Below are 12617 nucleotides of genomic sequence, written 5' to 3'. Positions count from 1 at the left end.
CGAGTGCGGCAAGAGCAGCGGGGAGGCGGTGGCGCACATCCAGTACAGCGACGAACTTACGCCGCGCACGCCGGGCGAGAAAGCAGCGTACCTCGAAGGCATCGAGGAAGGAAAGATGCGCGCCAAGCGTGACGCAAAGGAGACACAGCGATGAGCACAGAACTGAAGCCGGTAGCGCTGACAGAAGAAGAAAAGACGGAAATCCTTGATTGGGTTAGCGCGTGCCAGTCCGCGTATCACATCGATAGCACGCCGGGCCATCGGTTCGGCGGATTGGGAAGCAACCTAGACGAGAACCGCGCCGGTCTTATCGAATTCGTCGAATCGATTGTCGAGAGTCGTGCGCCCGCCGCCGCCCCCCAGCACAGCGCCGACATAGATGCGATGCGGCTGGATGCGGAGCGGTATCTGAAATGGGTCAGCTACAGCGGATACACGAAGCAACAGGCCGACGCGACCCTTGACGCAATCCAGATCAACGAGCACGCCGCTATTGACGCGGCATTGCAGGCTAAGGGGGTGGCGGAATGACGGTCTACGTCGACGACATGAACGCCGCGTACGGCCGCATGAAGATGTGTCACATGCTGGCCGACACCGACGAGGAATTGCACGCGATGGCCGACAAGATCGGTGTCGCGCGCAAGTGGCACCAGGCGCCGCCGAAGCACTCGAGCCACTACGACATCGCGCTGACCAAGAAAGCTCTCGCGATTGCCGCCGGCGCCGTCGAAATCACATGGCGACAGGCCGGCGCGATGAGCACGCGGCGCAAGATCACTGGCGAGCTCGGGAACCCATGGACGGCGAGCGCATGGGTCGCCGCATATAAAGTCAAACGCCGGCTAGAACTCGTGGACTTGCTGGCTAACAAGGAAGGTGCGTAGATGGGTGCTCTATTCGTGATCAAGCCGAGGAAGATTGGCGAGCGTCCGCCGCGGATGCGGATCCGGTACGGTTTCAATGCCCATTTTCAAACTCTCGAGCACGACGGGCCTAACCTCCGGCCCTGCAACGCGCTGTCCATCAACCTGAAAGACCGTGACGACAGTGTCGCCGTCGACCAGCGCGTCTACGACTGCAGCTACAGGCGCCTCATGCGGTGCGACTTCAAACTGCTCCCCTCTCACGGAAACCTGACCCCAAAGCACGTGTGTGATCGTTCGCGAATGGGCGTCAAGCCTAACTGCGGTAATTGCGTGCACAGCCATGTTTTCTCCCTGGTTGGGGAAATCCTAGCATGAGCGCAATCATCAGCCCCTGTGGTCAATACCGATACTCGCTGTCTCGGCCAGGCTGCCTGATGACTGCCGGCGAGCCGCACGCCATGTTCTTGATGCTGAACCCCAGCACAGCCGATGCGACGCTCGACGACCCGACGATACGCCGTTGCCGATCGTTTGCCGCCGCGTGGGGTATGGACGGAATCACGGTCGCGAACCTCTATGCCCTACGCTCAACAGACCCCGCGGGGCTTTGGCTGCACGCCGACCCTATCGGCCCGGAGAATGACGACCACTTGTATGAGCTCGCGGTAACGCATGGGCGCGTCGTCTGTGCCTGGGGCGCGAATGCGCGCGCCGATCGCGTCGCAGCCGTTGTCCACCTGTTGCGCCACGCAGGCGCGCAATTGACTTGCCTTGGCACGACGAAAAGCGGCGCGCCGCGGCACCCGCTGTATGTGCGCGGCGATCAGCCGCTCATGGAATTCAAAGCAGCATCTACGGATAAGGAAGGTGCGTAATGCTACTCACGGATACCGACGAGGTCGTCAATGTCGCGCACCACAAATGCGCGCGCCTCCGCGAAGGCCTCGTCCACGTCCGTTTCTCGAAGGCGAATGGGCTTCAATTCACCAAGGTAGTCCTCTCCTCGATGCACTTTGGCGACATAGCCCAGGCTGCCATCATCGGGATCGCGCGTTATCTGAAGCGACACTCGATAAGTATGCCGCTCACCCTTGTCGCGCTTGTACTCAAATTCCATGACGGGCTCCTTGTTTTTGTATGAGGAATCCTAGCATGACGCAACACATAACCGAATTCGTGGTCGTGACGGCGCGAGCGCACCCGGTTGAGCCCTAGCTAATCCCTCGGCGCGCTTCAATATCACCGATGCGAACTCGCGCCTCCTGTTCGCCAGCATCGAGGGCGGTCTTGACGGAGGAGAAGTAGTGGTTTTTGGGCGCGATTTCTTCCGACGTCTCGGCGAGAACGTTGTCCGGCAGGAAATTGCCGTCTATTCGTCTGATCGAGAAGCTGACGGTATAGCCAGTGACTACGTCGGGACTCACGAGGCACTTAAGCTCCGCGCGGATCGCTACGACGTAATCGCCAATGGTGAGGTCGCGGTGCATGAGCGCCAGGTATTGATGGTCGTGAAATCGATCTTTACCCCCGCCTGACACGGAAGTCAGTTCAGTAAGAGACGTTCGCGCGCATTCCATTGGCCCCGCCGGAATTTATCTACTTAATACCCAATCCACGCCATCAGATCTGGAATCGTCATATCACTGAAGTGCTCCGACAGTAGCCCATAAAAGGCTTTGTCGTACGCGGCGCCGTGCACTTTATCGGTGGGATCGCAGTAACCATATTTCGCCGTAACTATCGCATCGGCCATTTCACTCGCCGAATCGAAGAGGGCTCTAGCTTCGAATTTGTCCATGCCGCTGTATCGGCGGCGCGAACCTAAACTTTAGGGGCGCAACGGGAAAAATTTAATCCGAAATGAAAACAGGATTTTTTATGAGTATCCGCACATTGGTAGAGATCAATCACGATCAACTGCACGCTCTGAAGTGGGATGTCGAGTTCTGGGAGAACTTGGTCGCCCAGCTCGGCGGAACCCATTATTCCAGCCGGCTTATCGAAGCCAACGGGCGACCGATCGACATAGGCCACGGCGTGCGGATCATTATGCAGCGGCACCACTCGACCGAATGCTCGGTGAAAAGCGAATACGAGGAGGTGAAACTGTGAGCATCGCATTCAAGGCAATGCAGTTCGCACGGGAGGCGCATAAGAATCAGGTCCGAAAATATACCGGCAATCCGTACGTCGACCATCTGGCAGAGGTCGCCGGGATCGTGGCGGCACTTGGATGGCCCCACGAAGAGACCCACCCAAGCACGATGGTAGCCGTCGCCTGGTTGCACGACTGCATCGAAGATCAGGGTGTTTCGTCGGCGCACTTGCGGAGCGAGTTTGGCGAGATCGTCGCTGCTGGCGTCGTGATGCTTTCCGATCTGGAATTTGGAAACCGTGCCGAGCGCAAGGCCGCCTCTCGGGCCCGGCTCGCAGCGGCGCCGGCATGGGTGCAGACGATCAAATGCGCCGACCTGATCAGCAACACGTCGAGCATCGTGAAACACGATCCGAAGTTCGCCGTGACGTACCTCGAGGAAAAGCGTCTGCTTCTGGACGTGCTGACGAGGGCTGATCCGAGGCTCGTGGAAATTGCGAGCGCTCAGGCGGGAGTGCAGTCGTGAGCACCAGCTACGTTGTTTTCTGCCAAGCGTACGAGGAACCAGTTTGGGGTGAGCAAGTGATCGACTGGATCCACACAGGGATTGTCAGGGTTTATCGGAACCGGCTGCGAAAGGCGGTGTTCGAGTGGGTCGGGTGTCCGCACGTGGAATTCAACCTTGCCGAAGTTCGTCGGACATACCCGATTTGCAAGTTTGCAGACGTCGGCCAGGATCGTCCCAGCGTGGCGCACCGGGCGAAGATTCCGTTTCCGGACAGACGCCACGCATGACCGCAGCACTTGAACGAATATTGCGGGTGACCGCGAGGGAGTTCGACATGGAGCGACGAGAGGTTATCGATCTGTTCGGCGAGACGGTCGTGATAGAAGTTAGCGAGGCGAAGGGTGTGCGCAAGCCGACAAGGCCGAACGGGTATGCGGCGCCGCCCGGAACTGGCCCCGCGGGCGAGACATGCAAGAGTTGCGAGCATGCCGTCAGGGTGAGTGGCAATACTGCAGGCACGTATCGGAAGTGTGCGCTCATGAGATCAGTTTGGACGGGGGGTCCAGGCAGCGACATATTGTTTCGGTCGCCAGCATGCAGACATTGGGAGAAGGAGAGATGAGCATCGCCGCGGGAAAGCGCGTAAGCGCGAAAGAGGCCGCCGCAATCCTTGGCGTACCGTACGCAAACATCAGCCGCATCGACCGGACGTGCTCGATAATTCAGCGCTTCAGGCTCGGTCACAAAACTTACGTCTACGATCTTGACTCGCTTTATAGGTTCCTCGCATCATGCCAATCGAAACCATTACCAAAAATGGCCGCAGGCGCTACAGGTGGACGTTCGAGCGTGTCATCGAAGGCAAGCGTGTCCGAAAAACCAAGGTCATCCCTGCGGGACTTTCTGCGGCAGAAGCGGATAAGCTTGGCCGCCAGTGGGACGCAGAAGTCTACGCCGTAGAGACCGGCATCAAAAAGCCGGTCGTCACAATCGGCGAATGCGTCAGGCTTCACTTTCAGGACGAAGGGTCCGGCTGGAAGGATTTCACCACTCGGTCTCAGGTAATGGAAAAATACGCGGCCGAGTATGAGGATCAAGACGCACTAGATTTGTACGAGTGGTCAGTCCGATTCACGGGATATATGCGGGCAAGTGTTGATCGAAGCGGCAACCCCAAAAAGCCCATGAATGACAAGACGATCAGCAACACGCTTGGCTACATCCGCGCCGCGATCAAATATGCTCACAAGAAAGGAAAGGTCGCCCACGACGAGACCGGCAAGTTGGTAATTCCGAAATTCAGCAACGAGCGTCACATTTATAAGGGACGGCGCGAAATGTTGCAGATCGCCAGGGCATGCACGCATCGCGAAACTAGGGCGGCAATCCGCGTTGCCTTCTATTCCGGCATGCGCCTTAGCGAGATTTTAAGGGCAGCCGTGACGCGAGAAGGTTACTCGCTCAGCACGACAAAAAACGGGCGCCCCCGGCTTGTGCCAATTCACCCAAGGATTGCGGTCATCGCGCGGCGCATCAGGTTCACGATCAGGCCAAGCAAACTGAAGGACGAGTGGAACAAGGCGCGAGCCAAGGCCGGTTATCCCGATCTAAGGTTTCATGATCTGCGGCACAGCGCAGCGTCGGAAATGATTAACGCCGGCATCGATCTGTACACTGTGGGAGGCGTCCTCGGGCACAAAACGCCAGCGTCGACCAAGCGTTACGCCCATCTGGTTACGGATCGTTTGGCAGAGGCGGTCAGTAAGATCGGAAAGGGGAAATAGAGGTGTGTGTTTTTCTGCCTTCGCACGGTTAAGAACTGTACGCATCAACAGCATTGACGAAGCAAAGAAGCCGCTTGCCGTAGCGGGTTTCAAGCCGGTCAAGTGTGTATACGTACAGCGTCTTCGGGCTTCAAACCCAGTTGGGGGCGTCAGCCGCTCCCAGGTAGGTTCGACTCCTGCTGCCTTCCGCCAAGCCGTGGTTCCCGGCAACGCTCGGTTCATCATCACCATCGTCACCATCTCGCGAACCTTCTGCGCGCCAGCTTTCACGCGGGCTCGCGGGTATCAATGCGCCTGCCTGCTTTCCAATCCCTATCGTTGTGAAATGTCTCGCGGGGCTGCGCGCGAATAGTCGCGAACCCCACCGGAGTTGATGCTGCTCACGCGAACTTCAGCATTCAACGACGTCGTGAAATGCCCGCATGCGATGAGGCCGCTTGCCGAAAAAGTCATGCGTAACGCGCCTGACTTGGGACATTCCCTATGCGGCATGCCTTGGGAAATCGCGGCGAACGCTTTGCAACGCCTCGATATCGCGCTCGTTCCGCCGCGAACCCGCGCCAATGCTGGCGCCGCGAGCATCTTCCTTTTCACGCTCCTTTTCGGCGAACGCTGCACCGGCGCCTTGCATTACCAGAAGTATGGGAAAGGGCGCACAAAATGTAGCTGGAGAGGTCGATTTGGCTTGATACGCTGCAATCCATGCATTAAGCACCGACGATCCTCAAATTCTGGACACGAATGTTCTACATATCGCGCCAGAATCGGTGACTTGTGCGACTTGAACGTCTCGTAGCACAGCGCCTCGACTCCCGTACTCCGATTCAGTGATGAAGCTGGAAGCGAGCCGGGCCCGACGCAAACGAGACCGTGGTGCGCAGGGTCCGTGTGAAGGCCAGTAGGTCGCGGGCTTCAATTTCTTGAACTTGCCAGCTTGGATGACAGAATGACCCCAAACCTGACGTTCGCGCCGGAAGACGTGGTACACCCGGGCGCAATCGCGGAAGCTGTTGCGTCGGCAGCGAAACCCGTGGCAGCTACCGGGACCGATATTCTAACGGTCAGGAATCTGTCGAAAATCTTCGGGCCCAAGCCCGAGCGTGCCGCCGAGCTGATGAAGCAGGGTCTTGGCCGGAACGAAATCTTCGAGCAGACCGGCAACATGGTGGCAGTCAATGACGTCAGTCTCAGCGTCAAGGCGGGCGAGATTTTCGTCGTGATGGGCCTTTCCGGCTCCGGTAAGTCGACGCTCGTTCGTCTGCTCAATCGGCTGATTGAACCGACCTCCGGCCAGGTCATTCTCGAGGGGCGCGACATTGCGCCGATGTCCACGCCCGAGCTGCGGGGTGTGCGTCGCAAGAAGATGGCGATGGTGTTCCAGTCGTTCGCGCTTCTGCCCAACCGCACGGTGCTCGACAACATCGCGTATGGACTGGAAGTGGCCGGCCTGAAGAAGGCCGAGCGGTACGAAGTCGCGCGTGCTGCGCTGACGCGAGTTGGCCTCGGCTCCTACGAAAAGCTGCTTCCGAGCGAACTGTCCGGCGGCATGCAGCAGCGGGTCGGCCTCGCACGCGCGCTCGCAGTGAATCCTTCGGTGCTCTTGATGGACGAGGCGTTCTCCGCGCTCGATCCCCTGATCAGGTTCGAAATGCAGAACGAGCTTCTGCGGCTTCAGAAGGAAGAGCAGCGGACGATCGTCTTCATTTCGCATGACATTGAAGAAGCCATCAAGATTGGTGGGCGAATCGGCATCATGAAGGATGGCTGCCTGATTCAGGTCGGCACGCCGGCAGAGCTTATCCAGTCGCCCGCGGACGCGTACGTACGCGACTTCTTCCGCAACGTGGACGTTTCCCGGTTTCTCAAGGCTTCCAGCCTCATGACCGGCGTCGACCGGGGACGGATCTCTTGTGACGTCGCTACGCCCTCCGAGCGTTACCTGAATCAACTCATCGACAGCGGCGTCGAGTGCGGCTATGTCTGCGACGAATCGGGCCGGTACCAGGGTTGTGTCACGCCGGCATCGCTGCACAAGACTGGCAAGCGTCCCGTCCGGGAAGCGTTGCTGGGTGACGTGAATGCCGTTCCGCTGGATGCGGACCTGCATCAGCTCGCTGCCATTGCATTGAGCCAGGAACACGACGTACCCGTCACTGACGCGGCGGGGCAACTCGCGGGCGTAGTGTCCTGCCGGACGATTCTCAAGCAAGTCATGGAACGGAGAGCAGCATGAACTCATCAGTCATCGGGAAGTTCGCAGAAGATGCGGTCAATTTTCTCTTTCAGCATTTCCGGGGCGGGTTCGATGCCTTCTCTGCCGCGCTCGGAGCCGTGGTCAAGCTACTGGAGGACGGGCTGGCCGCGGTCCCGTTCGTTGCCATGCTCGTCATTCTCATGGCTCTCGCATTCTGGCGGCGCGGAGTCTTCTTTTCCGTCTTCGTCGGCCTGGCGCTCCTGGTAATCCAATACATGGGACTGTGGGCGCAAACGGTCTCCACGCTGGCTCTCGTCATCGCGGCCACGGTCTTCAGCCTGGTAATCGGCGTACCTCTGGGCATCTGGGGAGCCCGGAACAAACGAGTGGAAATGATCCTGCGCTCACTGCTCGACTTCATGCAGACGATGCCCGCGTTTGTTTATCTGATTCCCGCAGTCATTCTGTTCGGGTTAGGCAGAGTCCCGGCCGTGATCGCGACCATTGTGTTTGCCATGCCGCCAGTCGTACGCCTCACGACCCTGGGCATCCGACAGGTCCGCGAGGAACTGCTGGAAGCCGGGCGCGCATTCGGCAGCACCGATGCACAGCTCCTCTGGAAGATCCAGTTGCCGAACGCACTGCCTTCAATCATGGCCGGCGTGAATCAGACCATCATGATGGCGCTCTCGATGGTTGTCGTTGCATCGATGATTGGCGCCGGTGGACTCGGCGAGTACGTGCTGAGTGGCATTCAACGCCTGGACATCGGAATTGGCTTTGAGGGTGGTCTCGGAGTCGTGTTGCTTGCCATCGTACTCGACCGCCTCACGGAAAGTTTTGGCGTGAAGGCAAGGAAGACCAAACGGGTATCACGGGCAGCAAAGGCCGGTGCAAACGGAGTGGCCCGCACTTGACGCACGAGCGGCCATGGCCGGAAGCGGCCGCATTGAAATGCTCCCGATCGAACCGGGATTGGCAAGCGGTTCGGAACACAGTATGGCGCTATCCCTGGAGGCCGCAGCGATCTGGCAACAGACACGCTGCGTGGCAGCGGCCGCCGCCGCCGCATTCCAGAGCCTTTCTCAAACGACTTGGAGTACCACGTGAAGATCAATGTTTTTAAGGCGCTTCTGGCGAAGCTGACAGTATCGACGGTCGTTGCTCTTGGCGTCGGAGGCGGACCTGCGGTCGCGGCCGAGCCCATCAAGATGGCAGTGACCAACTGGGCGGACGTCCTGGCCGTGGCGAACGTCGCCAAATACGCGCTCGAAACAAGCCTGAAACAACCGGTCCAGTTCGTGCAGGCCGACATCGGCATCCAGTATCAAGGCGTCGCGCGTGGCGACCTCGACATCATGGTCGGTGGCTGGCTGCCCGTTACTCACGGCATGTACTACACGAAGTACAAGAACGACATGGAAGACGTCGGCGTCATCTACACCGGCGGCAGGAACGGCTGGGCGGTGCCGATCTACATTCCCGAGTCGGAGTTGTCGTCGATATCCGACCTCAACAAGCCGGAAGTCAAAAGCAAGCTGAACGCGACCATTCAGGGCATCGAGCCCGGCGGCGGACTGATGCAGGCTTCAGAAAAGACGATCAAGGCCTATGACCTGTCCGGGTACAAGTTGCAGGCGTCGAGCGAGGCCGGCATGTTGGCCGGGGTCACCCGGGCCTATCAGGCGAAACAATGGGTGGTGGCCACGGTCTGGAGCCCTCACTGGCTGTTTCAGAAGTGGCAGATGCGTTACCTCAAGGACCCCAAGGGTACTTTGGGTGGCGAAGAGCAGATTCACGTACCTCGATCACAAGGTACGCCGGCCTGAGTTTCCTGAGGTATGCCTAGGCATCCGGGCATGCCGCGCAAGGGTTACGGATGCACGAAACATCGTCAGCGAAATCACGGTAGTCAGCGCGTGTTCGCCCTTCCACGCCGATTCTGGTCTCAACCTCGAGTGAGCCGATGCTTAACACTTCAAGAAAATTTCTCGCCGTCGGGCTGGCTGCCGTCGCGATGTCACTTGCGAGCAACCCGTCCGTTGCACAGCAGGTCGTGAAGATTGGCGTGTCGGCTCCGCTGACCGGCGCCGGAGCCGCTAACGGGAAGGACATCGAGAATGGTGTTCGACTTGCCATTGAAGAAGCGAATGCCCAGCGCATCAAGTTGGGCGGAGAGGAGGTGCGCTTCGAGTTGAATTCCGTCAACGACCAGGGCGATCCTCGCATTGGCGTGCAGGTGGCGCAGAAGCTGGTCGACGAGGGGGTGGTGGCGGTGGTGGGCTACTACAACTCCGGAGTTGCGCTACCCGCTTCGCCAATATTCGCCAAGGCCGGTATCCCATTGATAGACCCCGCTGCCACGAATCCGGCTATCACCCGGCAAGGCCTGAAGAACGTGTTCCGCATCATCGCCACCGACGCACAGAACTCCGGGAATGCAGGAAAGTACGCGGTAACGGTCACCAAGGCGCAGCGCATTGCAGTCATGGACGACCGCACAGCGTTTGGCCAGGGCGCCGCAGATGAATTCAAGAAGGCCGTGGTCGCGGCGGGCGGCCACATCGTTGCGTCGGAGTACACCAACGACAAGGCTGTCGAATTCAACGCGCAACTCACGAACATCAAGGCGGCGAATGCCGACCTCCTCTTCTTTGCCGGCCTTGACAACCAGGCCGCGCTATTGACCAGGCGGATGAGGCAGCTCGGCATGCGAACACAGTTCGTGGGAAGCGGCGGCATCGCCGACAGCATTTTTATCGGCGTTGCGGGCAGTGCTGCTGAAGGCGCAATGGCGTGGGAGTACGGACGACCCGTCGAGTCGCTTCCCAAGGGCAAAGTATTCGCGGAAAAATTCAAGAAGCGATTCGGCGCCGACACGCTGACTTATGCGCCATTTGCGTATGACTGTGCCTGGGTGGCGATCAACGCAATGAAGCAGGCGAATTCGGCAAAACCCGAGGTGTTCATGCCTGCGCTGCGAACGACCCAGTACGAGGGCATCACGGGGGAGATTGCGTTCGATTCATACGGTGACCTGAAACACCCGACCTCGACGCTCTATCAGGTAAAGGGCGCCAAGTGGGTGCCCGTGACGACGATCAGCGCTGAGTGACCTGCCGAGCGGGCCGCGTCGAAGCCGCATCACATGTCTTTTGGCGGAGATATCGGACCCATCACCGGCTACTTCCAGTTACAGGGTCGAGATGAAACCGGCAACTTCATCCATGACCTGGGCGTCTGGAAGACTTGTCCGGCCCTGTTGCCTGGAATCAGACCTAAAGTACCGGCCCCGACGTGCCGATAACACCGTTGTTCCGGCCGTGTACATCGTCATGAGCTTATACATTCGTTGCTGCGTAGTCTTGCTGGTGATCTGGCTTCAGCCATTGCCCGTATCCGCCGCGTCCAGCGACGCCCGTGATGCCGCGCTAGCCTTCGTCGAGCAACGGCACATCGGCAACAATCTGGCGTCCATGGGCTGGATCGTCGCGATCAGGACGACCACCTTCGGGGTTCTGAGCAAGAAGCTCGGGGAACCTGCAACCTCGCTCCTCGTCCACGCGAAGCTGGATGAATTTCGCGAGAAATATCAAGCGCGCTGGGACGCCAATCTTGCCTCGGCCTACGCGGACTTCATGACCGCAGACGAGTTGCACTCGCTTGTGAGATACGGAAGCGCCTCGTCCGCGGTCGGGAAACTGCGTTCGGTCCGGAACGATGTGGGTCGTGAAATGCAAGCGGCTTCGACTTCGATTCTGGAGTCGTACGTCTCGGATGCGATGATTGCCGCGTTCAAGGAGGCTTATCCAGCTTCTGCGTCGCAGCGACGTTGAAATTCCTTTTGAAAGGACGAATGCGGTGAGCTGGTGCGCGAGGACGTGTCCGCGACGCTGCACATACGCCACGCTCCACTGCAAGAGGGGTCGCTGAACGGGACGATGCACATGTCGCCGCCGTCGTCGATTAATCTGGCCGAAGCGTGGAAGCCGTGGATGCACACCTGCATGGAGATGGTCGGCGCGAGGGAATTTCCCTGTGGACAAGGGCTCCTATCCACACAGCAACGGCTGGAGCTGGAATGCGTTCAGGCGGCTGACCACGCAGGCAAGTCCCGACGAGCGCGATGCGCTATGCCAGGGCACGGTGAGCAACGTGCATCGCCTTGGCTGACGGTTCAGGAAGCCGGCTGCGGATTGCCATGCGCCTGGGCGGTGCCGAGGCGCGATTTGGCAATCCGCTTGAGATCATCGGGAGTTGAAGCAGAGTCGGCCAACTGCGCGAGCAAGCCAGCGGCTCTTTTTTCGTCCTTGGGCCCGCCATCGCCAAGCGCCAAACTCGTCGACAGGTTCAGTATCGACCGGGGTAGCCCTCGCGAGGCCAAGGCCTCAAGGAGGTGACGAGCCACCTCGGGTTCCCGGTTCCGGTTGCCGCTTAGCAACTCATCGGTGATCGCTTCTGCAAGGCTCAGCGACGTTTCGTTTTCCGTTCTGCGTATGCCGGTCACGAGCGCTTGTTCAAAGTGGCCAACGGGATGGTGCACGGCGTGAGCCAATGTGCTTAGCGCCTCCTGAAAACTCAGATCTTCCTTTGAACCGGCAAACGGCGTTTCTGCCGGGCGCGCGTCCTCTTCGTGCGGATGCGCGGCCGATGGTTGCCACCATTGGACAAAGTCGTCCGCGGATGCACCGTGAAGATCAACTGACGATGCGGCCAATTGCGACGCCTGATAGGCGCGTCGCTCGCTCAGTGTCGCGCTGTCACATCCTTCGTCGAGCGCGGAAGCCGCCGTGCTGCCCAGCTCGCTGTGAAGGTCGGTCCAGTCCCTGTAGCCGAAGACTTCGGAAGTCACCTGTCGCGCCTGGGATTCCTTCAGCGACAGGCGGTATTTGAGCCGATTGGCGGCCCGCGTCGGAATTGACGCGTTCTGGAAGTGGATACGCATGGCTTCGGTCCGGGTTGCTGTGCCGACGCGGAATCGGAAGGGACTGTGAGGCGGCGCAGGGGACGTGACACCCCGCCAGAAAAGATACTGCCGGTGCCTCATGCAGTCAATCCCATTCCGGAACGTGCTGTATTGCGCGGCCGGGCCTAATCGACACGCCAGGCTGTCTTCAGGTCAGGGTTCGGTACCTGATTGCAGCCTCGTTCACCTTTCAGACACGTT

At 59.3% G+C, this 12617-nt stretch carries 16 protein-coding genes and 2 pseudogenes; 13 read left to right on the top strand and 5 right to left on the bottom strand.

The window, feature by feature from the left end; genetic code table 11:
- The first annotated feature begins 150 nt into the window (after positions 1-150).
- Both BG61_RS28460 and BG61_RS28455 read left to right on the top strand, forming a co-directional pair.
- On the top strand, positions 151-531 hold the full coding sequence (locus BG61_RS28460; protein ID WP_035939377.1) for a hypothetical protein: 381 nt from the start codon (positions 151-153) through the stop codon (positions 529-531).
- Positions 528-887, top strand: a complete 360-nt coding sequence (locus BG61_RS28455) for a DUF4031 domain-containing protein (RefSeq protein WP_035939375.1) — start codon at positions 528-530, stop codon at positions 885-887. Before BG61_RS28460 ends, BG61_RS28455 begins: the two co-directional genes overlap by 4 nt.
- 9 nt (positions 888-896) lie before the next feature.
- On the opposite strand, the gene BG61_RS42195 is transcribed toward BG61_RS28455, so the two are convergent.
- Complete coding sequence (locus BG61_RS42195) at positions 897-1211, bottom strand: hypothetical protein (protein ID WP_152565246.1); 315 nt, start codon at positions 1209-1211, stop codon at positions 897-899.
- Positions 1212-1240: 29 nt separating this feature from the next.
- On the opposite strand from BG61_RS42195, the gene BG61_RS28445 reads away from it, so the two are divergent.
- On the top strand, positions 1241-1744 hold the full coding sequence (locus BG61_RS28445) for a DUF1643 domain-containing protein (RefSeq protein WP_035939372.1): 504 nt from the start codon (positions 1241-1243) through the stop codon (positions 1742-1744).
- A 2-nt stretch (positions 1745-1746) separates the two neighbouring features.
- Here the strand turns inward: BG61_RS28445 and BG61_RS42190 are convergent, their stop codons facing one another.
- The 3 genes from BG61_RS42190 to BG61_RS28430 form a co-directional block, all read right to left on the bottom strand.
- A complete protein-coding gene (locus tag BG61_RS42190; protein WP_129572323.1) occupies positions 1747-1986 on the bottom strand; it encodes a hypothetical protein in 240 nt (79 codons plus the stop codon).
- A 94-nt stretch (positions 1987-2080) separates the two neighbouring features.
- Entirely contained in the window at positions 2081-2356 is a 276-nt protein-coding gene (locus BG61_RS28435; protein ID WP_051672833.1) for a hypothetical protein, read from the bottom strand.
- Between the two features lie 113 nt (positions 2357-2469).
- Positions 2470-2667: a hypothetical protein gene (locus BG61_RS28430; protein ID WP_035939368.1), complete on the bottom strand. Its 198-nt coding sequence runs from the start codon at positions 2665-2667 to the stop codon at positions 2470-2472.
- A gap of 80 nt (positions 2668-2747) precedes the next feature.
- Here BG61_RS28430 and BG61_RS28425 point away from each other — a divergent pair, with 80 nt between their 5' ends.
- The 10 genes and pseudogenes from BG61_RS28425 to BG61_RS41415 form a co-directional block, all read left to right on the top strand.
- Entirely contained in the window at positions 2748-2981 is a 234-nt protein-coding gene (locus tag BG61_RS28425) for a hypothetical protein (RefSeq protein WP_035939367.1), read from the top strand.
- Complete coding sequence (locus BG61_RS28420) at positions 2978-3490, top strand: HD domain-containing protein (protein ID WP_035939365.1); 513 nt, start codon at positions 2978-2980, stop codon at positions 3488-3490. Before BG61_RS28425 ends, BG61_RS28420 begins: the two co-directional genes overlap by 4 nt.
- On the top strand, positions 3487-3759 hold the full coding sequence (locus BG61_RS28415) for a hypothetical protein (RefSeq protein WP_035942490.1): 273 nt from the start codon (positions 3487-3489) through the stop codon (positions 3757-3759). The genes BG61_RS28420 and BG61_RS28415 overlap by 4 nt, the downstream gene beginning before the upstream one ends.
- A gap of 504 nt (positions 3760-4263) precedes the next feature.
- Positions 4264-5256: a tyrosine-type recombinase/integrase gene (locus BG61_RS28410; protein WP_035939364.1), complete on the top strand. Its 993-nt coding sequence runs from the start codon at positions 4264-4266 to the stop codon at positions 5254-5256.
- Positions 5257-6202: 946 nt separating this feature from the next.
- Positions 6203-7489, top strand: coding sequence for a quaternary amine ABC transporter ATP-binding protein (locus BG61_RS28405; RefSeq protein ID WP_035939363.1), 1287 nt, complete (start codon positions 6203-6205; stop codon positions 7487-7489).
- The gene (locus BG61_RS28400; RefSeq protein ID WP_035939362.1) at positions 7486-8367 is read left to right on the top strand and encodes an ABC transporter permease; all 882 of its coding nucleotides are present in this window, start codon (positions 7486-7488) and stop codon (positions 8365-8367) included. Before BG61_RS28405 ends, BG61_RS28400 begins: the two co-directional genes overlap by 4 nt.
- A 189-nt stretch (positions 8368-8556) precedes the next feature.
- A pseudogene (locus tag BG61_RS28390) lies at positions 8557-9249 on the top strand (glycine betaine ABC transporter substrate-binding protein); the annotation flags it as partial.
- Between the two features lie 167 nt (positions 9250-9416).
- Positions 9417-10565: a branched-chain amino acid ABC transporter substrate-binding protein gene (locus BG61_RS28385; protein WP_035939361.1), complete on the top strand. Its 1149-nt coding sequence runs from the start codon at positions 9417-9419 to the stop codon at positions 10563-10565.
- A 250-nt stretch (positions 10566-10815) separates the two neighbouring features.
- Complete coding sequence (locus tag BG61_RS28380; protein ID WP_051672832.1) at positions 10816-11286, top strand: hypothetical protein; 471 nt, start codon at positions 10816-10818, stop codon at positions 11284-11286.
- A 117-nt stretch (positions 11287-11403) separates the two neighbouring features.
- Positions 11404-11623, top strand: a pseudogene (locus BG61_RS41415) (amidohydrolase family protein); the annotation flags it as partial.
- A 4-nt stretch (positions 11624-11627) separates the two neighbouring features.
- On the opposite strand, the gene BG61_RS28375 reads toward BG61_RS41415, so the two are convergent.
- The gene (locus BG61_RS28375; RefSeq protein ID WP_051672831.1) at positions 11628-12395 is read right to left on the bottom strand and encodes a hypothetical protein; all 768 of its coding nucleotides are present in this window, start codon (positions 12393-12395) and stop codon (positions 11628-11630) included.
- Between the last annotated feature and the right edge of the window lie 222 nt (positions 12396-12617).

It is taken from the genome of Caballeronia glathei (assembly GCF_000698595.1).
Classification (GTDB): Bacteria; Pseudomonadota; Gammaproteobacteria; order Burkholderiales; family Burkholderiaceae; genus Caballeronia; species Caballeronia glathei.
Note: the sequence above shows the minus strand (reverse complement) of the source record. Positions and strands in the feature narration are given on the sequence as shown.